Consider the following 21,896-nt stretch of genomic DNA (forward strand, 5'->3'; position numbering starts at 1 on the left):
CCCCTAAAGGGTCGGCGACATGACGAATACCGTAGAGCGAAGTCGAAGGATCTAGTTAATCACGTTGCCGGTTTCGTGAAGCGCCAGTCATAGGAGTCGTCCAAAGAATGGATCGTTTCATTTCCATACGCGGTTGCAGGCTGCACAACCTCAAGAACGTGGACGCCCAGTTCCCGCTGGGGGGCGTTACGGTCGTGTGCGGGCCTTCCGGGTGCGGCAAGTCGACGCTGGTTCTCGACACCCTGCACGGAGAATCGAAGCGGCGCTACCTGGAAACACTCTCCCCCTTCGCCGCGGAACTCCTGGGCGGCCGCAGGATTGTCCCGCTGGATAGCGCGGAAGGGCTGCCGGCAAGCCTCGCCATCGGGGCAAGCCACGGGGAAACACCCGCAAAATCGTATGCGCTGAGCCTTTCGGAATGCGACGGCACGTTGCGTGCGCTGTTCGCGCGATTCGCAAAACCCGCTTGCCCCATATGCGGCAAGCCCATGGAAAGCACGAGCCGCGAAGAAATCATCAAGGAAATTGCGGGGCTGCCGCAAGGGAGCAAGCTGCAGTTTTTCGCGAGGATTGGGAATAAATCGGCGACCCCGGAACAAGTCCGGGGCGCGAGCCTCGACAAACTTTCGGCGGTGTTCCTGGCGCAGGGGTTCACCCGCGCGATGGCCGACGGCGTGGCCTACTCGCTCGCCGACCTCACGGAAGCCGAACGCAAGATTGTCCCGCAGGAATTTTTCATCGTCGTGGACCGCATTATTGTCCGCGAAAACACGCGCACCCGCATCGCCGAAGCCGTCGATGGCGTCTTGAAACTCACGCACGGAGAACTCATTCTCGATAACGGCGGCAAGCGCTCGCTTTACAGCACGGTGCCGCGTTGCCCCGACCACGGGGCGGGGCAAACAAGACCGCTCGAGCCCGAAGACCTTTCGCCCTACTCGCGGTCTTGCGCATGCGAGGCGTGCGGCGGCACCGGGAGCATCGAACCCGATAGCGCTAATGCGCGGGCCGGTGAAAGCGGTGAAAAGGAATGTCCCGAATGCAAGGGCCTGCGACTGAAGCAGAATCTACTCCAATCGGTCATCGACGGCTCCACCTGGAAGGACATCCTGGAAACTCCGTTCGCGAAACTCGAAGCGAAACTGCATGCGCTTTTTGATGAACGCCTGCTCGCGAACCAGAAGCCCGCATTCAACGCGCTCATCGACCGCATCCAGGCCATCAACGAACTCGGCATCGGCTACCTCACCGCAGGCCGTGCCGGCTACAGCCTCTCGGGCGGCGAAATCCAGAGGCTCCGGCTTTCGAGCCTCTCGACAGGCCACCTGAACGGCCTCCTGATTGTCCTCGACGAACCGGCCAGCGGGTTGCACGCCTGCGACGTGGAAGCCCTCTGGAAAGTCCTCAAGAAGGTCCAGTCCCGCGGGAACACGCTCGTGCTCATCGAGCACAACCCGCTCATCATCAAGAAGGCGGACTGGGTAATCGAAATGGGGCCAGGTGCCGGCGAGAAAGGCGGCGCAATACTTTTCCAGGGAACTGCGAAAGACGTTCTCGAGAACCCGCAGTCGCCGACGGGAACGTGGATCAAGGAATTGCAAGGAGATCGCCAGCGCGGGGATAACAAGAAGGCGGCGAAAAAAACGGGGACGACGGTAAAAAAGGCTGCGGCCATCCCCGTCAAGAACTTCGCGCTGTACGACATGAAGCCCGTCTCGGCAGAATTCCCGGTGCAAAAGTTCAGCGTCATCACAGGCCAGAGCGGCAGCGGAAAATCTACGCTTTTGTTCAAGAACGTCGCCACCCGCGCAAGCGCCGGTGAATTCGAACAACTCGGCATCCAGGCGCTCTCCATACTTTCGACAGGCGACTTCCACGGCAACCGCCGCAGCACGGTCGCGTCCGCCATCAACCTAAACACGCCGCTCCGCGACCTGTTCGCGAAACTCCCCGAAAGCAAAGTCCGCGGCTACACGGCAAGCAAGTTCGCGACGCACGCTCCCGGCGGCCGTTGCGAAAACTGCAAGGGCGAAGGCGTACTTTACGATAGCGCAGGCTACGAAGAAACAGAATGCCCCGTGTGCCTCGGGCGCCGCTTCAAGGACGAGATTTTGGAAGTGCGCTTCAAGTCGCTTTCCATCGCCGATGTGCTCGACCTGGAAATTTCGGAAGCCTGCAAGATTTTTGCGAACATCAAACCGTTCATGGACAAACTGAAGCCGCTCGCCGACACGGGACTCGGATACCTGCGCCTCGGGCAGACTACAGCGCACCTCTCCGGAGGCGAACGCGCACGCCTGCGCCTTTCCATCGCGCTCGCCCGCGCAAAAGCGCCCAACACGCTGTTCCTCTTCGACGAACCCGCACGCGGCCTACATAAGAAAGACATCGAGCACCTGCTCACGCTTATCCACGGGCTCACCGAAGCGGGCCACACCGTCATCGCCATCGAGCATGCGCAGGATTTCGTGAACGCAGCCGACTACGTACTGGAACTCAGCCGCTAACGAACCGCACAACTACAGCCGAGAGTTGTCGCTACAAACGCTGCCGTACAGCGCATCTATCTACGAAAGAATAATCCGGAAGATCGGGAGCCTGAATATACACGCACGTCTTGCAGTGATCCTGCATGCTGTACGGCATCGCCATGCGCTGTGCAGGCCTTTCCAGCAACTCACCCGCTTCGTTCTTAAAACGGCAAACCGGTTTTGCCTGCGGGTCGCGCACATCCAAATCGTATTCGCGCAGCGCGACCCCGTTCACGGCAAATTCCCTGAAACGCGTCAAGACAACCGTTTCGGGACGCCAGCTGAGGTCTATCGTCGTAAAGGTCTTTTCCATCCATACCTTGCCATCGGGGTAATAGTCCGTCTCGACCTTAGAAGAATCGCCTTTCGACATAAAGTATTCGAGATTTCCATCAGCATCATAATGCTTTTTCCACATATCGTTGCGGCAATAGAATGACTCGGTTATTTTCTCGCCCGCATGCGTATAGGTGGTCACAAAAACCGAATCACTTCCCTTGTGTATTTTTTCTTCTTTGACAGCGCCGCCGTCCATTTCAAATTCACCCGCATTATGCCGCTTGTAAGTATAGTGCCATTCGCCCGCCATGCTATCGACTTCGAGCAAAGTTCCGTCTTCCCTGTAGGAGCGCTTTCCCGCCGCATTTTCAGCGTACTTCAAGTTTCCGTTTTTATAATAATCCTTCTTGTATGCAGGCATGACCGACATCGATTCGTAGAATACTTCCGATGCGATTTTTCCATCTGGATAATAGGCCACCTCGCGGCCCCAGGGCGTCACAAAAGAGGCATCGCGCATCAGCCGAAGCGTCCCGTTAGAATCCCGGCATGTCATCACGCCACCATGTTCCTTCAAGATATATACCGTCCGGCACTGCAGACCGTCACGCACCGTATTCTTGATAAGCGCATCGTTCGGATCTACCATTCTCTTTTCGGCAGAAGAACATGCGGCAAGCAAGGCCATCACAAGCAAGAGGAAAAATCGTTTCATTCTTCGCCCCTCCGGAAATGTTCTTCCTTGCAGTCGACAATTTCGCCCTCCACAACCTTGCAATACTTGGCATCTTCAATATACAGATCTCCCTTCTGTATAACGACATCCTCGACATAATGGATAAAGTTTCCCTTCTCGTCGCAAGTATATCCATGTCTCGAATAGTAACCTTTCTGGCGAACTTCCACCGTTGAATCCCTTAAAGCTCCGTCAGGGCGGAAAGATTTGCAATACTGGGCCGAGCTGTCGCCGTACCACAAGATTGCGCACTGGGTAAGCAGTTTCTCTTTAAAAAATCTCTGTTCAAAGATGGTATCGCCCTTCACCGTTCGCAATTCCTGCGGAGAGCCGTCCTTTCCGTAAGTGTTGCATACATCGTAACTCTTTTCACCACGATGCAGCGTCGTGCACGATCTGAGTACCGCACCTTCCATGTCATAAAGTGTATAAGAGAGCTTTCCGATGGAACTGTCTATCTGGACCGATTTCACGTTCCCGTTGGCGAAGAACGTTTTTTCTTCCAGTTTTCCATCGCGTTCCGAATAAAGCATGACGGGCTGGCCTTCGGGACCAAACCGATTGCAGACTTTCCGATTCACAACACTCATAAAACAGGAATGCGACACAAGGCCTTCGGCGTTATAGCGGGTCTCAGATACAACCTTCTGCTCGCCTCCGGCACCTTGGTATACCTTATGTTCTTTCAGTTTCCCCGTCGGGTAATACATCTTGGTTTCCGACAATTCGCCATTGCGGTAAATCGGTTCTGACTTTAGCGCGCCATCCTCATAGAATTGTTTGCAGGCCTTCACCACGCCGCGGCGCGTTTCGCCATCCCAGTCGGGCGGCTTTACTGTATAGCAGGAATCCTTGACAACACCATCGGCATAGTACGTGAGGTCTTCTTGCAGATTGCAAAGCCCGCATTCCTTTATCTGGATTCCGTTGTACCTGGTGATATTTTTCGGAGAACCCGTAGCATAAAACTCGCGCTTCTCTACCAGGGTGTCACCGCGATAGAGGAAATCCTGCTTAACAACCCCATTCTCGTGGAAGAGAGTATAATGCCCGTCGGCGTCGGTCACCCTCTGCGGCTTGCCCGACTTATAAAAAGACTGGCATATTTCGCGCCGCTTGGGCTGCCGCACAATATCGCACGCAGACATAAGCACGCCATCGCCATAGTAAGCGTCACGGTGATAGCACACGCCATCGTTGTACTTGAGCACAGAATTCAGTTTCCCGTTGGAGTAGTAAATCTTCTCTTCGCCGATTTTCTTGCCGTCTTTCTCGGTAAATTCCATCGCGAGGGTGCCGTCTTCAAAATACTGGTGGTAGTTTCCGGCGGTGTCGACCTCGGTATGCAACTTGCCCGACGGATAGAAATACTTTATGGCGCGCGTGCCTCCCTTGTACGATACTTCGAGTTCCAGCGTACCATCGGGATAATTACTCTTGAAAGTGCCATCATGCGGCCTAGACGTAGCAGAATCCTGCCCTGCACAACTGGCGAAGGCAACAACCGTCAAAGCGACGAATATATACTTCACAAGGTATGGCACAAAAACACCCTCTTTCAAGTAAAATAGATTTTTTCAAGACTTTACGTGTCAAAAAACGGCCATTTTTTTGCAAACAAACAGACTAAATCACCACCCCACATCATTTAGTCCGTAAAGAACGCATTTTCAAAGAATTTCAAATGAAAAAAGCACACCAAACGGCGGGACATTTCCATCGTCAGCAAGCCTGGATCCTTCGGTCACTTCGTGGCCTCAGGATGACGCTTACACTACAATCAGTGAGCAAAAAAAAATTGAATGATAAGCCAAGCTCTTAGTCTTTGATGCAACGAACGGAAAGGCCTAGCCTCTTTTCACCAGCTCGTTCCAAAAGAAGCGTTCCACCTGGATAAAAAATTAACATTGTTGCCGCCCACCCATTGCTTTCCGTAGAAGTCCAAAAATAAGCTTGTTTACCGATATGGCCATGACGACCATAAAAATTTCGAAGGCCAGCAGGCAACGCAGAGAATCCTGTTGAATTCGTCGCTTCTTTTTCTTTCCATGCACCTTTGACCATCAACGGAAAGCCTGCGTCCCTCCAATCAGGGACCCCAACATTTGAACGCCCATAAGGCGCAACTCTTTTGAGAAGAACCGTGAACTCATCTTCGCTTGGGAGATGCCAGCCCTCTGGACAAATTCCGCGAATGCGCCCAGAACTTTCGCAATAATGCCGATAGCCACACCCCTTACCATCCGTAGAATATTCCCCGATAGAATCCATTGCACTCGACCATCTATAAAGCCGTCCATATTTAGTGCAGTTAGAATCCTTTCCTGCATAGCAAGATGTCCGCGGATAGAAGAATGATAAATCAGATCGACTAGAATCAGAAGCTGGCATAAAATTTAAGTTTTCCGCCATCCAAGTTTGCTCGCCAATGACAACGGTCTTATATACTTGCCCATCGCGAGAATCCACCAATTCACCATATTCAACATCACTTGAGCAGCCGCTTACAACAAGCAGAGATAAAACAAAAGCAAACGAAAAAAACAATCGACTCTTTAGCATTTCCCAAAAACACATAAAAACCAGCCGCTATATAACGGCTGGTTTTGCATTTTTTTAACAAACTCTTACAAGCAATGGGCGCGCAGGTCGTCGTCGCTCAAAGTGCTGAGGTAAGCAGGCGGCACGTCGAGCACGGTGAAGCAACCGGTCTTGCCGTCCTTAGCCTTCATGCGGAGAGCGGCGCGGGCGTAGGCCACGAGAACGCTCGTCGTGAATTCCGGGTTGGAATCGAGCTTGAGGCTGTATTCGATCACGTGAGTGTGTTCGTTGTTCATGCCAGTCTTGCCGGTACGAATCACGAAACCACCGTGAGCCAGCCCGCTGTGGTTCTTGTTGAATTCTTCTTCACTGATGAAGTTGACCGTGGTGTCGTATTCGTCGAAGTAGTTCGGCATCGTCTTGATGGCGTTTTCGATATAGGCCTTGTCGGCACCTTCTTCGGCAACCACGTACACGAGGCGCGTGTGCTTCTGGCGAGTCGTGAGTTCCGGCATGGAACCGCTACGCACGGCTTCGAGAGCAGCTTCCACCGGGCAGGTGTACTGCTTGGCATTCTTCACGCCCTTGATGCGGCGGACGGCGTCGCTGTGGCCCTGGGAAACGCCCTTGCCCCAGAACGTGTAGTCCTTTCCTTCCGGGAGGATAGACTGGGCGTACACGCGGTTCAGGCTGAACATGCCCGGGTCCCAACCGACGGAGATCATAGCAATCTTGCCGGCGGCCTTGGCGGCAGCGTCGACGGCGGCGAAGTGCTGCGGAATCTTGGCGTGCGTGTCGAAGGAGTCGATTACGTTGAACATGGAAGCGTACTTCGGGGTGAGCACCGGCAGGTCGGTAGCGGAGCCGCCACAAATGATGAGCAGGTCCACCTTGTCCTTCCAGGCTTCCATTTCGGAGACGTTCAGCACCGGAACGCCAGCCGTCTGAATCTTGACCGTAGAGGGGTCGCGACGGGTAAACACGGCGACCAGTTCCATATCGGCAGCCTGCTTCACGGCGCATTCCACACCGCGACCGAGGTTACCGTAACCGAGAATAGCAATCTTTGCCATAACAATATCCTTGTTAAAATTTTTTGCGGGATAAATTATAGAAAAGCCGAAAAAGCCCTGTCAAAAAGGGCATGAAAAAAATTTGCCATATGCCCCTCAGAAACAGGGTGCAAATGGTCTGCAGAAACTATATTTTCCTTGCAATGATTCTCCTTGTCGCCGAAAAGCCCTCTGTCGCCAACCAGCACTACCGCCCGATGCTCGAGCGGCTCGAAGGCGAAAAGTTTACGCAAGGCGACGGATGCCTCATTGGCAAGAACCACTGCATCACCTGGTGCGTAGGTCACCTGATAACGCTCGCCCCGCTCGACGCCTACCCCGGATTCGAGGGCGGCTGGAGGCTTTCGAACCTCCCGCTGTTGCCCGAAAAATTCCGCCTCATGGAAATCGAGAGCACCAAGAAGCAACTGAACGTTGTGCGCCAGATGATGGAACAGGCCGACGTGCTCGTGAACGGCGCGGACGCCGGCCGCGAAGGTAACCTGATCTTTGACCTGGTGCTCGACTTCACGCCATCATTCAAGCAGAAGCAAATCAAGCGCCTGTGGGTGAACAGCTACGTGGCGAAGGACTTGGACAAGGCGTGGAAGAATTTGGAAGACGCTACGCAGCGCGTGAACCTGAGCTATGCCGCACGGCTGCGCCAGCGCGCCGACTGGATGGTGGGGCTGAACGCCACGCGCGCCTACACGCTTACCGCAGGGCGCGGGAAGATGATTTCGGTGGGGCGTGTGCAGACGCCGACACTCAACTTGGTCGTAGAACGCGACACTATCGTAGAGCAATTCAAGGAACTGTTCTACTACAGCGTCGTCGGGACATGGAAAGGGTTCCAGGCGCAATATGTGAAACAGGAAAATGTCATCCTGAGCGAAGCGCCGCAAGGTGCGAAGTCGAAGGATTCAGACAAGAAATCCGAAGGCCTGAAAGTCGCCGTCTTCGAGAAAGAAGCAGAAGCGAACGCCGTCGTGGAGCGCTGCAAGCCGCCCGCAACGGCGACCATCGCAAAAATTGACACGCAGCAGAAAAAACAGTTCCCGCAAAAGCCCTTCGACCTCACGGAACTGCAGAAAGAAGGCAACAAGCGTTTCAAGTTCAGCGCCCAACAGGTTTTGGACTGCGCGCAGAACCTCTACGAAAAGAAACTCCTCACCTACCCGCGTACCGACTCGCAGTACCTGCCCGACACCATGAAGCAAGAGGCTTACGCGCTCGCCATGCGCCTCGCGACGCCCGAGCAGAAGGGCGTAATGCGCAGCGAAAGCGAGAACTTCGTCTTCATCAACTCGAGCAAGGTGACCGACCACTTCGCCATCATCCCCACGGGAGAAGTCCCGAACGGGCTGCCCGAAATGGAGCAGAAGATTTACGACCTCGCGAAAGAACGCTTTGTGCAGGCATGGCTTAAGCCGTATGTGTGGAGCGAGATGGAAATTATCCTGAATGCGCAGGGCGGCGGTTCGGCGGGCTCACCGATCTTGGACACGTTCCGCTTGAAGCTCAAGCACAACGAGGATTTGGGATTCCGCGCCATCATCAAGGAAGAGAAGAAAAAGGGAAAGAAGAAGAAGGGCGAAGGCGACTCCGGCGAAAGCAGCGCTGCGGGCGAAGGCGGCACATCGAACGATAGCGACGAAATCACGAACATCGTCGAAGCGTTCCCGGAATGGAACGTCGGCGACACCGCTCCGTTCGATAGCGTAGAACTGCAGAAGAAAAAGAAGAGCAAGCCCAAGTACTACACCGAAGCCACTCTCCTTGCAGCAATGAAGACCGCCGGCAAACAAATCGAGAACGAGGAACTCGCCGAAGCCATGAAGGACCGCGGGCTCGGAACGCCAGCCACGCAGGCAGGCATCATCGAGACGCTCAAGAAGCGCGGGTTCATTGAAGCGCAAAAGAATTACCTGGTCAGTACCGCCCGCGGGCGCGAAGTCATCGCCCTGATGGACGAGAAGGTCAAATCGCCCGAGATGACCGGCGAATGGGAATACAAGCTCTCGCAGGTCGAAAAAGGCACCCTTTCGCCCGTAGAGTTCCGCGACGGCATCGTCAATTACGTGAAGGAACTCTTCGAGCACCTGCACCAGAAATACGGAAGCCAGTTCGAACGCGAAACCGTAACCGAGGCCATCAACTGCCCCAAATGCGGGCAGCCGTTTGAAATCGCCCCGTGGGGTTACGTGTGCAAGAACGCCGATTGCGGTTTCAAGATGGGCCACACAATCGCGGGCCGCATGCTGAGCCACGGTGAAATGAAGGAACTGCTCGCGAACAAGGCGCTCGGCCCGATTTCCGGATTCAAGAGCAAGAAGGGCACCGAATTTTCGGCCAAGCTCACGCTCGACAAAGACTTCAATATCAATTTCGAGTTCGAAAGCGACGGCAAGTTCCACGGGCAAAAGACGGAATACAAGTGCCCACTCTGCGGCGAACTGCTCGAAGAAAACAAGAACGCTATTTTCTGCACAGGCACTACCGAAGGCGGCGACTGCAACTTCACGCTGTTCAAGACCATCGCCGGGCATGCGCTTACCGCAACTGAAATCAAGGAACTTTTCACGAACGGCCGCACCCAACCCATACAAGGTTTCAAGAGCAAGAAAGGCACAGAATTTGCTGCAGCTCTCAAGTGGGGCGAAGGTGCCGACAAGGGCCGCGCCGTATTCGAATTCCAGCACAGGGACCTCCCCTGCCCCGTATGCGGCGGCAACCTGCGTTTCCGCGGCAGTACTAGCCCGCAAAGCAGTCCGCAAAGTTCAGCACAAGGCGGCAAACAAGACGCGTCCGCAGCCTACATATGTCCGCAATGCAACTACGGCATCCCGCAGGTGTTCTACCAGCGCAAATTCAGCGATGATGAAGTCGAAAAACTGCTAAAAGAAAAAGCGACTCCCGTGCTGGAGCCGTTCAAGAAAAACGAAACCACCTTCCGTGCAGCCCTAGAACTGCGGGAAGGCGGCAAGATCGCCTTCAACAAGCTAACTGTCGAAGTAATCGAAAGTCCGCGCAGCAATTAATTGCGACAAATAATTGTGACCATCAACAGCGGCAATTAACCGAAACGATTTATCAGCGGCAAATAACCGCGACGATTCAACTGCGGGAACAAACCGCATCAATTAGCCGAAGATTTTTGCGTACAGCCCGGGTGCGAACTTCTCGACATAGCCCATCACGAGGATGAACACGATTACCGCGGGTAGAATCCACTTGAAATAGAAGCAAAGGACAGGATTCGTGGGGAAATTGAAACCCTTGCCCAAATTCGCCTCGGCAAGGAAGTTCTTCTGCTTCCAGCCAAAGTTGTGATTGCAGAAAAGAACGAACACGAGCGCACCTAGCGGCAACAACGTATTGGACACGAGGAAGTCTTCCAGGTCAAGCACGCAACTGCCCGCACCGAAAGGTTCGAATCCCGAAAGCACGTTGAATCCGAGCGCACACGGGAACGAGAGCAACACGATAGCGACAAAATTCCAGCGCACCGCACTGCTGCGTTCTACCCCGTGGGCATCAATCCAATAGGCGATGATGTTTTCGAAAACGGCGACCAGCGTCGAGAGGGCCGCAAACGAAAGGAACAGGAAGAATGCCGCACCGCAAAGGCGGCCCGCAGGCATCTGCGCAAACACGTTCGGGAGCGTCGCAAAAATAAGGCCAGGGCCAGCGCCGGGTTCGACTCCGAAGGCAAAACAACTCGGGATAATGATGAGGCCCGCAAGGAGCGCCACCGCCGTATCCAAGAAGCAGATGTGAGCCGCTTCCTTCGGGAGGCTATGCGTCTTGCCGATGTAGCTTCCGAAGATGGTCATGGAGCCGATGCCGAGGCTGAGCGTAAAGAACGACTGCCCGAGCGCCGCAAACAGCACCTTCCCAATTCCCGCTTCCTTCAGTTTCGCGAAGTCGGGCTTGAGGTAGAATTCCAGGCCATCGCCCGCACCCGGGAGCGTAAGCACGCGCACCGCAAGCAGGAGCATGATGAACAGGAGCGCGACCATCATAATCTTGGTCACCCTTTCCACGCCGCGCTTCACGCCGAGCGCAACAATGGAAAGTCCGAGGAACACCGCGACGATCATCCAGAAGCAAAGGAGAGGGCCGTTCCCAAGCATGTCGCCAAAGGCCGCGCCCACCTGTTCGGGAGTCATTCCCATGAGGTCGCCCATGGTGACCATGCGGTAGAAATAATAGAGCATCCAGCCCGTGACCGTCGTGTAGAACATCATGAGCAGGTAGTTGCCCGCAATCATCGGGATGCCCGCAAAATGCCACTTGTGGCCCGGCTTCTCGAGGACATTGAAGGCCCTGCCCACGCCACGCCGCGAAGCGCGACCCACGGTAAATTCCATTACCAGAATCGGGAAACCGAACACCAGCAGGAACAGCAGATAAATCAAGATGAACGCGGCACCGCCGTACTGGCCCGTGATAAACGGGAATCGCCAAACATTGCCAAGTCCGATGGCACAACCCGCCGCGACCAGGATAAACCCTAGGCGCGAACCGAATCCTTCGCGTTTTTCATCCATTACGAGTTCCCGTCAAGATAAGCGTATTGTCCGTACAAGCCGTTCACCGGAACATACCTGCGGCTGCCGTCTTCAGAAATCACGATAGCAAGGCCCTGAACAAAGCCGCACCACTTCTTGAGAGACTCATAGGCCTTGAAGTCTACGGCAAAGTTCGTGCAATAGGCAACAAGCGGAGCGACCGTCATGTCGTGCGAAATCATGATGCCGATGCGGTATTCAGGCGGGAAGGCCGGCAGGATATGCTGGGTCAGGAAGGCGACACTCGTTTCCTTAATGTCGTTGAACGCATCCAGGTAGACTCCATTGTACATCCAGTTGGCAAACGTCTGAATCTGGTTCGTCTCGAAATCTTCTTCCGCATGGGCCGCAAGGAGATCGCTATCCTTCACATAGCCACCGCCAGCCAACTTGGGGACAATCGTACTCGTAAACAGCGAAGCATCACCGCCGCGGCCTACAAAAATGTTCTGTGCGGTCTGCTGCGTACGCACGTAATCGGAATGGGCGTAGAAGATGGGGTCTGTCGCATTCACAGCGGCAATGGCAGCGCCGAGGGCCTGGGCCTGGTTCACGCCCGTATTGTGGAGCGGAGTTTCCCTGCCGGTACCGCTACCGCGACGCGCATGGCGCAGCACAAAAATCACACGTTCCGTGGGCTGGAGAGATGCCAGCAAGTCGGCCACCGGGATAAGTTCTGCATTAGCGGCACTGGCCGCGACAAACGGGGCATCCTTCGCCATTTCTTCTTCGAGAGTGCCGGCCTGATAACCCACACCCGAGACGGAGGAACCCGGAACCGTAGCGCTACTTTCGGGCGGAAGCGCGACAGACGAAGACGACTCAATCGTCTGTGATACGGGCGCAACCTCGGAACTAGTCGGGGCAACAGCCGAAGATGTCGGAACAGCGGAACTCAAAGTCTGATTATCGGCACTAGAGTCGGGAGTTACCGGCGACAAGCCGTTCGATTCTCCACTATCACAGGCTGATAACAAAATGGCGGCAGCAACAGCAAAGCCGGGAATGATTTTCAAGAACGATTTTTTCATATTGTTGTATCCGTATTTTTCTTTAAAATATAAAAGTTTTTTATATTTGTGCCGCAATCAAAACACCGAAAAGGCAAAAATGAGCGAAAATTACAAATACGGTTTTGTGACGGATATCGAAAACGAGGCTTTTGAAAAGGGCCTCAACGAAGATATCATCCGCAGGGCATCCAAGCTCCGCGGCGAACCGCAGTTCATGCTCGATTTTCGCCTGAAGGCATACGAAAAACTTTTGAAGATGGAGCAGCCGAACTGGGGTGAACTGAGTTTCGCGCCGGTGGACCTGCAAGACATCGTCTACTACTCCGCCCCGAAGACCAAGAAGAGCCACGAGAAAATCGAGGACGTGGATCCGGAACTCCTGGCCACCTTCGAAAAGCTCGGCATCCCGCTCGACGAACAGAAGCGCCTTGCCAACGTGGCCGTAGACGCAGTCTTTGACTCGGTGAGCATTTATACCAGCCATAAGCGCAAGCTCATGGAAATGGGCATCCTGTTCTGCTCCATCAGCGACGCCATCAAGGAATACCCCGAACTCATCGAAGAATACCTGGGTTCCGTGGTGCCCGCGGGCGACAACTACTTTGCAGCTTTGAACAGCGCCGTCTTCGGCGACGGAAGCTTCGTGTACATTCCGCCCGGAGTCAAGTGCCCGATGGACCTTTCGACCTACTTCCGCATCAACAACAAGGAAGCAGGCCAGTTCGAACGCACCCTGATTATCGCCGACGAAGGTGCCAGCGTGAGCTACCTCGAAGGCTGCACCGCCCCGGAATATTCGAGCAAGCAGCTGCACAGCGCCATCGTGGAACTGGTGGCGAAAGACAACGCGAGCATCAAGTATTCCACCGTGCAGAACTGGTACGCAGGCGATCGCGAGACGGGAGCCGGCGGCGTGTACAACTTCGTGACCAAGCGCGGCAAGTGCGCAGGCAAGAACAGCCGCATCAGCTGGACGCAGGTCGAGACGGGTTCCGCGATTACCTGGAAGTACCCGAGCTGCGTGCTCCTTGGAGACAATTCCGTCGGGGAATTCTACAGCGTCGCGCTGACCAACGGCCACATGCAGGCTGATACCGGCACCAAGATGATCCACATCGGCAAGAACACCAAGAGCACGATCATCTCCAAGGGTATCAGCGCGGACTACAGCAGCAACGCCTACCGCGGTGAGGTGAGCATCCGCAAGTCTGCTACGGGCGCACGCAACTACACACAGTGCGATAGCATGCTCGTGGGCACAAACAGTGCAGCGCATACCTTCCCCTACATCACGGTAGCGAACGCCAGTTCCACCACCGAGCACGAAGCCACCACGAGCCGCATCAGTGAAGACCAGCTGTTCTACTTCGAGAGCCGCGGCATCAAGCGCGAAGACGCCATCCAGGCTATGGTCGGCGGGTTCTGCAAGGACGTGTTCAAGGAACTGCCCGGTGAATTCGCGACCGAAGCAAGGCAACTGCTCACGCTCAAGCTCGAACACAGCGTCGGGTAAGCGGCTACGAAGTTGGTCGTGTTGTTGGCGCTGGAGCAGAGAGATAGCGCCAAGGCGAAAGAGGTTCGGGCAGCAGATTTTCTATAATATTACATGATGAAGACTCCTGAACAAATTTTCGAAGCGCAAGGCAAAAAACGTTGGGCTATCGCAAATACGACTGCAAAAGAACGCATCGTAAAGTTGCGAAAAATCCGCAAGGCAATCGTCGCGCGCCAGCAGGAATTCTACGATGCCGTTTGGGCCGATTTTCACAAATCCAAGATGGAAGCCTGGCTCAGCGAAATATTCCCCACCCTCGAAGAAATCGACTACGCCATAAGCAACCTGCCGAAATGGATGGAAGACAAGTCGGCAAGCTGGACATTCTACTTTCCGACGAACAAATGCCGTAGTCATTTCGAGCCGAAGGGCCGAGTCCTCATCATGTCGCCCTGGAACTATCCGCTCCTGCTGTCCATCTCGCCCATCGTCGCGGCAATCGCGGCCGGGAACGCGATTATCGCTAAGCCGAGCAACAAGACCCCTCACGTGGGAGCATTCCTGAAATCGCTTTTCGAAGAGATATTCGAAGAAGACGAAGTCGCCGTCATTTTGGGTACGGGAGTCACCCTCGGCGAGGAACTGCTTTCGCTCCCCTTCGACCACATGTTCTTTACCGGGAGCCCGACAATCGGGGCGCACGTCGCAGAAAGCGCAGCCAAGGTCCATGCGGGCGTCACGCTGGAGCTGGGCGGCAAATCGCCCGCAATCATCCTGGACAAGGTCGACATCAAGGATGCGGCACAGAAGTTGGCCTGGGGCAAGTGCCTAAATGCAGGCCAGACGTGCGTCGCGCCGGATTACGCGCTTTGTCCGCGCAACCTCGTAGATGAGCTCGCAAAAGACATTGCGGATAAAATAAAGAGCATGTACGGAGAAACCGAAGAGGCCCGCAAATCTTGCGAATACTTCGTACACACCATCCGGAGCGAGACAGTCCGGCACCACAAGGCAATCGTCGAAGATGCCGTCGTAGGCGGCGCTACCGCGGTCATAGGCGGGACATTTACGGAAAGCGACATAGAAGCCCGCTACACGCCCGCGACCATACTTACCGGCGTCACGCCCGACATGCTCATCATGCAGTCCGAAATCTTCGGACCCATCCTCCCGATTATCGCATACGATTCCCTGGACGAAGCGATCGCGTTTATCCAGAGCAGGCCCAAGCCGCTCGCTCTCTATATTTTCGGGAAGGACAAGGCGACCATCAACCGCGTCATGTCGAATACGTCATCGGGTTCGACATGCGTGAACCACTGCATATTGCAAATAGAAAACCTCTCCGTGCCTTTTGGCGGAGTCGGCATGAGCGGCACCGGAAACTACCACGGGTACTACGGTTTCAAGACGTTCAGCCACGAAAGGAACGTGATGGAGCAAGGCTCCTTCGATACGATGTTGTTCTTCTACCCGCCCTACCACGAAGAAAACGACAAGAGCCTCAGAGCGAGGCTCCAGCGAATCGCAAAGAAAATTCTAGGATAAAAAAGTTATCGAGCCGGCGGGCAAAATGCCGCCGTTTCCGCACTACGGATTCACGTACAGTTTCTTCATCTCGTCGGTGATGGCCATGGGGCGGCCGCGCTGCAAATCCACGAGCACCCACTGCGTCTCGGATTCGAAAATCACCTTGCCGTCAGACACGCGTTCGAATCGGCATTTACGGATGCAGGCAACTCGTCCATAGGCCGCGACCCACGTGGTTCCGCGGATTTCATCATCCAAAAAAGCCTGGTTCTTGTACTCGATGTGCTGCACATGAATCATCCATCCAGCGCCGAGACTCCTCATAAGCGCCGTCCCGCCAACGGAATCGGAATGCGCAATCGCAATATCCTGAATCCACTGCACCGACCACACATTGTTAAAATGATGGTTATCGTCAATCATCTCGGGCGTCACCTTGAAAACGCGGGTAAATTCCATCGGTGACTTATTTTCTTCCATTGCAATGGCCATACAAACCTCCGGTAGGCACAATCTAGAAATAATCCCGGCAGCACTCGTTATTTTCGAAGCGAACGCCGTTCTTGTTTAGACTATTCATTTCATTCCACTAGTTTTATCCCGTCACATTTTTTTATATATATATCAAGAACATGATAAAAAAGTGAGAATGTATGGATTGGAACGACTTTACAAGCCTTACCGCAGAAAACATGCAGGCTATTTGGAACTTTAATACAAAGGATCCGTTTTCTATTCTCGGTATTCATCCGCTCGAGACGGACAAGGGTATCAAGACGGTCATCCGCACCTATCAACCGCAGGCGTCTTTCGTACGCGGAGAATCCTGCGACGGCGAAGTAGAATTCGATTTCGTGAAACTCGGCGACACGGGCTTCTTCGAGGCTATCATCGACATGGACTACAAGCCGTTTTTCTACAACCTTGTCATCCGCCAAGGCGACGGCAACAAATACAAGATTACCGACCCCTACGCATTCCAGCCCGTCCTCTCGGAATTCGACAGGCACCTGATTGCCTCGGGTACGCACTACGAGCTCTACCGCAAGCTGGGCGCTAACCTCGTGGAACACCAGGGATTCAAGGGCGTGCAGTTCGCCGTGTGGGCCCCCAACGCGCGCTCCGTTTCCGTCGTCGGCAACTTCAACAGCTGGGACGGAAGGCGCCATATGATGCGCATGCTCGGCAGCTCGGGCATCTGGGAAATTTTCATTCCGAACCTCGGTGAAGGCGAACTCTACCGCTTCGAAATTCACGGAGCTGACGGAAACCTCCACGTGAAGGTTGACCCGCTCGCAAAACTCAGCGAAAAGCGCCCTGCCACCGCGTCCATCACCACGCACCTCGACGGCTACGAATGGGGCGACGACCTCTACATGAAGACGCACTGGGCCACGAAGGTTTTCGGCTCCCCGATGAACATCTACGAAGTACACGCCGGCTCCTGGAGGCGCGACCCCTCGAACCCGGACCGCTTCCTCAACTGGGACGAACTTTCCCTGACGCTCATCCCCTACCTCAAGAAGATGGGGTACACGCACGTGGAGTTCCTGCCGCTCGCCGAGCACCCGCTCGATGAATCCTGGGGTTACCAGGTGACGGGATACTACTCCCCCACGAGCCGCTACGGCACGCCCGACCAGTTCAGGCATTTCGTAGACCTGTGCCACCAGAACGAAATCGGCGTGATTCTCGACTGGGTCCCCGCACACTTCCCCAAGGATGCGCATGCGCTCGGGCGTTTCGACGGAACCGCCTGCTATGAGCACGCCGACCCGCGACAGGGCGAACACCCGCACTGGGGCACCTACATTTTCAACCTGGGCCGCAACGAAGTCAAGAACTTCCTCATCGCGAACGCGATGTACTGGCTCAAGGAATTCCACTGCGACGGCCTGCGCGTCGACGCCGTGGCCTCCATGCTCTACCTCGACTACGGCAAGGGCCCGGGCGAATGGGTCCCGAACAAGGACGGCGGCAACATCAACTACGATACGCTCGAGTTCCTGAAGCACCTGAACAGCATCATGGGCCGACTCACGCCGCACGCCATCCTCATCGCCGAAGAATCCACGAGTTTCCCGAGCATCACGCGCCCGCCGGAGCAGGGCGGCCTCGGCTTCCACTACAAGTGGAACATGGGCTGGATGAACGACTTCCTGAGTTACATCGAACACGAACCCATCCACCGCAAGTACCACCACAACCAGCTCACGTTCAGCATGGTATATGCGTACAGCGAGAACTTCATCCAGGTGTTCAGCCACGACGAAGTGGTGCACGGCAAGGGTTCGATGCTTGGCAAGATGCCAGGCGACAACTGGCAGAAATTTGCGAACCTGCGCCTCACCTACGCCTTCCAGTACGCGCACCCGGGCAAGAAGCTCAACTTCATGGGCAACGAGTTCGGACAGTTCCGCGAATGGAACGAGAAGCGTTCGCTCGACTGGCACCTCATCAGCTGGGACAGCCACGGCAAGCTCCTGCAGATGATGAAGGTCCTGAACCACCTTTACAAGGAAAACGCGCCCTTCTGGGAAATCGACCACTACTACACCGGATTCGAATGGATCTGGTGCGACGACGCAGACAACTCGATTGTTTCGTTTGTTCGAAAGGACGACCACGGCAACCAAATCCTGTGCGTATTCAACTTCACGCCGGTCGTGCGAAACGACTACCGTTTGGGCGCCCCCTCGCGCGGAGCCTGGAAGGAAATTTTCAATACCGATTCCGAGCTTTACGGAGGTTCCAACGTCGGAAACTTCGGCGAAGTCTGGACGCAGGATATCCCGTGGCAGAACCGCGATTGCAGCCTGAGCATCCAGCTCCCGCCGCTCGCCGCCGTGTTCTTCAAGCTGGAACGCTAATCTCGCACAAGATTCTCGAAAAGCATTAGAAAAGGCAGGTCCAAACGCCTGCCTTTTTTACTTTCTCAAACGCAACAAGCAGTTTAAACTTCCAGGTTCTTGTTCTTTCGCGGAGAAATCGCGATAAATACGAGCACGCTTATAAGCAACAAGAACGGATAGAACATGTAGGGAATCAAGTCGAACGCACTCACGCGAGCATCCGGCAAAGCAGAAGCAATCGCAGCAAGAGCCACCAGCATCTGCGCACCGTAAGGCAAAATGCCCTGCACCACGCAACTGAAAATGTCCAAAAGCGAAGCCGTCTTCTTGGGAGAGATGCGGTATTCATCGCCCATCTGCTTTGCTATCGGGCCCGCCATCACAATCGCCACCGTATTGTTCGCCGTTGCGACATCCAAAGCACTCACCAAAAGACCGACACCCACTTGTCCGCTGCGATGCCCCTTGAACACCTTGTGGATAAAGTCGAGCAGAGCCGCAAACCCGCCATGAATGCGGATAAGCCCGCACAAGGCGCTCACCAGCACCGCCACGAGAATCGTCTCGTACATGCCCGAAATACCGTTCCCGATATTCTGCAACAAGCCAATCATATCGAGCGGTCCGAAAGCAACCATAATGATTGAAGCAGCGACAATTCCCACCAAAAGCACAGTGAACACGTTAATCCCCGTGAGAGCCAACGCCAACACCAAAACGTAGGGGATCAGTTGCACCAAACTGTAAGAATTCTCGGCAACCGCACGAGCCTCCGTCGCGAACGAAATCGCCGTGATAATCGCCACCGCAAGGAGTGCCGCCGGTAGCGCAATAATAAAGTTCACATGGAACTTGTCCTTCATCTTGCAGCCCTGCGTCGAAGTCGCCGCAATCGTCGTATCCGAAATAAAACTCAAGTTGTCGCCGAACATAGCGCCGCCAATCACCGTCGCCACGCAGAACGGAACGCCAAAGCCCGCCATCTGGGCCACCTCTACCGCAATCGGAGAAACCACAGCAATCGTACCGACCGAAGTTCCCATCGCCGTAGAGACGAACGCCGCCACCACGAACAGCACCACCACCGCGAACTGCGCCGGGATAAAGTCCAGGAGCAAGTAAGCCGCAGCCGACGCACTCGAGCGCCCCAAAATCCCCGCGAAAATGCCTGCGCAAAGGAAGATGAGAATCATCAAGAAAATATTGCGGTCGCCCAGCGCCCCCGCCATGATGTTCATCTTCTTGTCGAAATTCAGCTTGCGGTTCTGCATGCACGCCACAAAAATCGCAATCAAGAACGCCGCCACGATAGGAATGTTGTAGAACCCCATCGAAATATGGAGAACGTATTCAAACGTAATGCCAAGCCCCAGATAAAGTACCAGGAACACGGCGACCGGCAAAAGGGCAATCGGGTTACCCTTGATTTTATCTTCAATGTGTTCGTTCTGCATGCAAAAAAAGATAGAAAAAGCTCAGCCAAAAGCCAAGCTTTCAATAACCAGTGAACACTCCGGCATAAAGCTCGGAATATCAACTAATCTTTTACACAACGAATGCTGATATACTCAAAACTTGAACAAAAAAATCCAACTCTCGGACTCGAATTAACTACAGCACATTCATAGTAGCCATCTTTATCCATAATTTCTCTGTTCGTCCAGAACGACGTATGTTGACCATTCGTGTGGCAACTGACTGCGTTTTTCGAATAAACATACCTGCAATTACCAACAGGAAGTGCTGTAAATTCAAAGTCATCCGCACTCGTCTGTCTATCGTATTCCTTCCAGCCATAATCCGATTTTAGCGAAAGATAATCGATCAATGCATGAGACTCTATCAACTTGATAAGGCTATTAAAATCATCAGCCGACGGAAGATGCCAGCCAGCAGGGCAAGCCGTTAACGCAGCCGAATGAGTATAAAAGCGCCCCGGTTTTTCGAAATCTATTTCACCCACGAATTCTATACTAGAATCGGCCGCAAAATTAAGGTTTTCCTGCATCCAGACAGTGTTTCCAAGGCGAATTGTCTTGTAGGTTTGGCCATCACGCGGATCCACTAAAGTGCCCTTGTTCTCACGAATACAACGGACAAACTGTTTGTCACTTTTATTTGAGCCTCCGGACTTTTCAACGGAATCGTTCAAATAACTATAGCCATCTAAATAAAGAATTGATGTTGCCGCATGATCCGCATCCACTTCTTCAAGATCCCAAAAATAAGCGGCTTTATTTCCAGAATTCCAACTCATTTCACCATCATATTCCGAATAGCGACCGGTCATGACATAGTTAATTTCGCCCTTATTTTCCACACCTGACGTTGCAATCAGTTTCTCTAACAAATTCCAATCCTTCGAGGTTGGCAAACGATATCCATCAGGACAAGCCTGCTTGGCAGATTCCCAATTATAGGCACGTCCAAGCAAATCGCAATTCTGTTCAACATCGTTGTAGCACCAGCTAGAATCACTTGCATAATTCATATTGCGATTAAGCCAACGCTGCATTTCAATATCGACAATAGGATAGACTTGTCCATCGCGAGGGTCCTTAAGTTCGGTATTCGATTCGATTTCTTCAGAAGACGAACTTTTTATTTCAGCAGTAGAGCTAGAGATAGAGTTTCCTTGCGAATTAGGAGTCTGCACGCTACTCGAAGATTCATTTACAGATGATTCACTTGCATTCGGAGACGTGCTAGAATCATCTCCACAAGCGATGAGAAGTGTTGTAACCAAAAGAATTTTTTTGTAATCCATATAAAATCTTCCTTCTGAATTCTATACAAAATATAAAAAAGGAACGCCCCGGCGTTATGCCGAGGCGTTCGCTTCAAGTTCGAATCCTATCGCGCCAAGCGCTCCAGGATGACATTACTCGATGGTGATGAGCGTGATGGTGCGCTTGCCGACCTTGACCGGCTTGCTCACGTCAACAGGCTTCGCCTTCTTGGACGGGTCGTTTGCCCAGCCCTCTTTGAGCTTTTCGGAGCTCTTGTCGAGAACCTGCATCTTGGCCTTGCCCTTGAAGCCCGGAATGTCAATCTTGAGTTCGTAGTCGCTGTACGGGCTCTTGTTGATCACCAACAGGCTCTTCTTCTTGCCGTTTTCGGTGTAGTAGGTCGTAATGAGCGATTCCTTGTCGCCGGTAATCACGGTCTTGAGGAGCTTGCCGCGGAGAGCGTCAGAAGCCATCTGGAATGCCCAGTAGCTCGGACGCGGGCAGTTCATGCAGTCTTCTGCAGAACGGGTCAGGTAACCGTAGTCACCGCCTTCCGGAGTGATG

The 21,896-nt window shown here is 54.0% G+C and carries 14 protein-coding genes and 1 pseudogene; 5 read left to right on the forward strand and 10 right to left on the reverse strand.

Annotated features, from left to right (window positions below; translation table 11 throughout):
* Nucleotides 1–107 precede the first annotated feature (107 nt).
* Nucleotides 108–2,507, forward strand: coding sequence for an ABC transporter (locus IK012_RS08450; protein WP_290953114.1), 2,400 nt, complete (start codon nucleotides 108–110; stop codon nucleotides 2,505–2,507).
* 31 nt (nucleotides 2,508–2,538) lie between these two features.
* Here the strand turns inward: IK012_RS08450 and IK012_RS08455 are convergent, their stop codons facing one another.
* The 4 genes from IK012_RS08455 to IK012_RS08470 all read right to left on the reverse strand — a co-directional run bounded on the left by IK012_RS08455 (nucleotide 2,539) and on the right by IK012_RS08470 (nucleotide 7,160).
* Entirely contained in the window at nucleotides 2,539–3,525 is a 987-nt protein-coding gene (locus tag IK012_RS08455; protein ID WP_290953117.1) for a hypothetical protein, read from the reverse strand.
* Nucleotides 3,522–5,090: a hypothetical protein gene (locus tag IK012_RS08460; protein WP_290953118.1), complete on the reverse strand. Its 1,569-nt coding sequence runs from the start codon at nucleotides 5,088–5,090 to the stop codon at nucleotides 3,522–3,524. Before IK012_RS08460 ends, IK012_RS08455 begins: the two co-directional genes overlap by 4 nt.
* A gap of 274 nt (nucleotides 5,091–5,364) precedes the next feature.
* Nucleotides 5,365–6,108 (reverse strand): fibrobacter succinogenes major paralogous domain-containing protein, encoded by a 744-nt coding sequence (locus IK012_RS08465; protein ID WP_290953121.1) that lies wholly within the window; start codon nucleotides 6,106–6,108, stop codon nucleotides 5,365–5,367.
* A 65-nt stretch (nucleotides 6,109–6,173) separates the two neighbouring features.
* Nucleotides 6,174–7,160, reverse strand: coding sequence for a diaminopimelate dehydrogenase (locus IK012_RS08470; protein WP_290953123.1), 987 nt, complete (start codon nucleotides 7,158–7,160; stop codon nucleotides 6,174–6,176).
* Nucleotides 7,161–7,303: 143 nt separating this feature from the next.
* On the opposite strand from IK012_RS08470, the gene IK012_RS08475 reads away from it, so the two are divergent.
* Entirely contained in the window at nucleotides 7,304–10,180 is a 2,877-nt protein-coding gene (locus tag IK012_RS08475; RefSeq protein ID WP_290953126.1) for a type IA DNA topoisomerase, read from the forward strand.
* Nucleotides 10,181–10,282: 102 nt separating this feature from the next.
* Here IK012_RS08475 and IK012_RS08480 read toward each other — a convergent pair whose 3' ends face one another.
* Both IK012_RS08480 and IK012_RS08485 read right to left on the reverse strand, forming a co-directional pair.
* On the reverse strand, nucleotides 10,283–11,692 hold the full coding sequence (locus tag IK012_RS08480) for a sodium-dependent transporter (RefSeq protein WP_290953129.1): 1,410 nt from the start codon (nucleotides 11,690–11,692) through the stop codon (nucleotides 10,283–10,285).
* Nucleotides 11,692–12,744: a histidine phosphatase family protein gene (locus IK012_RS08485; RefSeq protein ID WP_290953132.1), complete on the reverse strand. Its 1,053-nt coding sequence runs from the start codon at nucleotides 12,742–12,744 to the stop codon at nucleotides 11,692–11,694. Before IK012_RS08485 ends, IK012_RS08480 begins: the two co-directional genes overlap by 1 nt.
* On the opposite strand from IK012_RS08485, the gene sufB reads away from it, so the two are divergent.
* Both sufB and IK012_RS08495 read left to right on the forward strand, forming a co-directional pair.
* A complete protein-coding gene (sufB, locus tag IK012_RS08490; RefSeq protein ID WP_290953134.1) occupies nucleotides 12,719–14,239 on the forward strand; it encodes a Fe-S cluster assembly protein SufB in 1,521 nt (506 codons plus the stop codon). The two genes, IK012_RS08485 and sufB, sit on opposite strands and share 26 nt — an antisense overlap.
* 93 nt (nucleotides 14,240–14,332) lie before the next feature.
* A complete protein-coding gene (locus IK012_RS08495; protein WP_290953136.1) occupies nucleotides 14,333–15,769 on the forward strand; it encodes an aldehyde dehydrogenase family protein in 1,437 nt (478 codons plus the stop codon).
* 42 nt (nucleotides 15,770–15,811) lie between these two features.
* Here the strand turns inward: IK012_RS08495 and IK012_RS08500 are convergent, their stop codons facing one another.
* Entirely contained in the window at nucleotides 15,812–16,243 is a 432-nt protein-coding gene (locus tag IK012_RS08500) for a thioesterase family protein (protein ID WP_290953138.1), read from the reverse strand.
* Between the two features lie 161 nt (nucleotides 16,244–16,404).
* Between IK012_RS08500 and glgB the strand changes: the two genes are divergently transcribed.
* The gene (glgB, locus tag IK012_RS08505) at nucleotides 16,405–18,621 is read left to right on the forward strand and encodes a 1,4-alpha-glucan branching protein GlgB (protein ID WP_290953141.1); all 2,217 of its coding nucleotides are present in this window, start codon (nucleotides 16,405–16,407) and stop codon (nucleotides 18,619–18,621) included.
* Between the two features lie 83 nt (nucleotides 18,622–18,704).
* Here glgB and IK012_RS08510 read toward each other — a convergent pair whose 3' ends face one another.
* From IK012_RS08510 to IK012_RS08520, 3 genes and pseudogenes are all read right to left on the reverse strand, one after another.
* Nucleotides 18,705–20,057 carry a Na+/H+ antiporter NhaC family protein gene (locus IK012_RS08510; protein ID WP_290953142.1) on the reverse strand — a complete coding sequence of 451 codons (1,353 nt, stop codon included), beginning with the start codon at nucleotides 20,055–20,057 and terminating at the stop codon, nucleotides 18,705–18,707.
* Nucleotides 20,058–20,140: 83 nt separating this feature from the next.
* Nucleotides 20,141–21,370 carry an FISUMP domain-containing protein gene (locus tag IK012_RS08515; protein ID WP_290953145.1) on the reverse strand — a complete coding sequence of 410 codons (1,230 nt, stop codon included), beginning with the start codon at nucleotides 21,368–21,370 and terminating at the stop codon, nucleotides 20,141–20,143.
* A gap of 114 nt (nucleotides 21,371–21,484) precedes the next feature.
* Nucleotides 21,485–21,896: pseudogene (locus IK012_RS08520) on the reverse strand (alpha-L-arabinofuranosidase C-terminal domain-containing protein); the annotation flags it as partial.

This window comes from Fibrobacter sp., from assembly GCF_017551775.1.
Lineage (GTDB): Bacteria > Fibrobacterota > Fibrobacteria > Fibrobacterales > Fibrobacteraceae > Fibrobacter.

Bases quoted from the DNA above. Each gene is read 5' to 3' on its own strand.
- IK012_RS08485 (WP_290953132.1), bottom strand. From the start codon at position 12,744: ATGAAAAAATCGTTCTTGAAAATCATTCCCGGCTTTGCTGTTGCTGCC.
- IK012_RS08495 (WP_290953136.1), top strand. From the start codon at position 14,333: ATGATGAAGACTCCTGAACAAATTTTCGAAGCGCAAGGCAAAAAACGT.
- IK012_RS08480 (WP_290953129.1), bottom strand. From the start codon at position 11,692: ATGGATGAAAAACGCGAAGGATTCGGTTCGCGCCTAGGGTTTATCCTG.
- IK012_RS08475 (WP_290953126.1), top strand. From the start codon at position 7,304: ATGATTCTCCTTGTCGCCGAAAAGCCCTCTGTCGCCAACCAGCACTAC.
- IK012_RS08500 (WP_290953138.1), bottom strand. From the start codon at position 16,243: ATGGCCATTGCAATGGAAGAAAATAAGTCACCGATGGAATTTACCCGC.
- sufB (WP_290953134.1), top strand. From the start codon at position 12,719: ATGATTTTCAAGAACGATTTTTTCATATTGTTGTATCCGTATTTTTCT.
- IK012_RS08470 (WP_290953123.1), bottom strand. From the start codon at position 7,160: ATGGCAAAGATTGCTATTCTCGGTTACGGTAACCTCGGTCGCGGTGTG.
- glgB (WP_290953141.1), top strand. From the start codon at position 16,405: ATGGATTGGAACGACTTTACAAGCCTTACCGCAGAAAACATGCAGGCT.
- IK012_RS08510 (WP_290953142.1), bottom strand. From the start codon at position 20,057: ATGCAGAACGAACACATTGAAGATAAAATCAAGGGTAACCCGATTGCC.
- IK012_RS08515 (WP_290953145.1), bottom strand. From the start codon at position 21,370: ATGGATTACAAAAAAATTCTTTTGGTTACAACACTTCTCATCGCTTGT.
- IK012_RS08465 (WP_290953121.1), bottom strand. From the start codon at position 6,108: ATGCTAAAGAGTCGATTGTTTTTTTCGTTTGCTTTTGTTTTATCTCTG.
- IK012_RS08455 (WP_290953117.1), bottom strand. From the start codon at position 3,525: ATGAAACGATTTTTCCTCTTGCTTGTGATGGCCTTGCTTGCCGCATGT.
- IK012_RS08450 (WP_290953114.1), top strand. From the start codon at position 108: ATGGATCGTTTCATTTCCATACGCGGTTGCAGGCTGCACAACCTCAAG.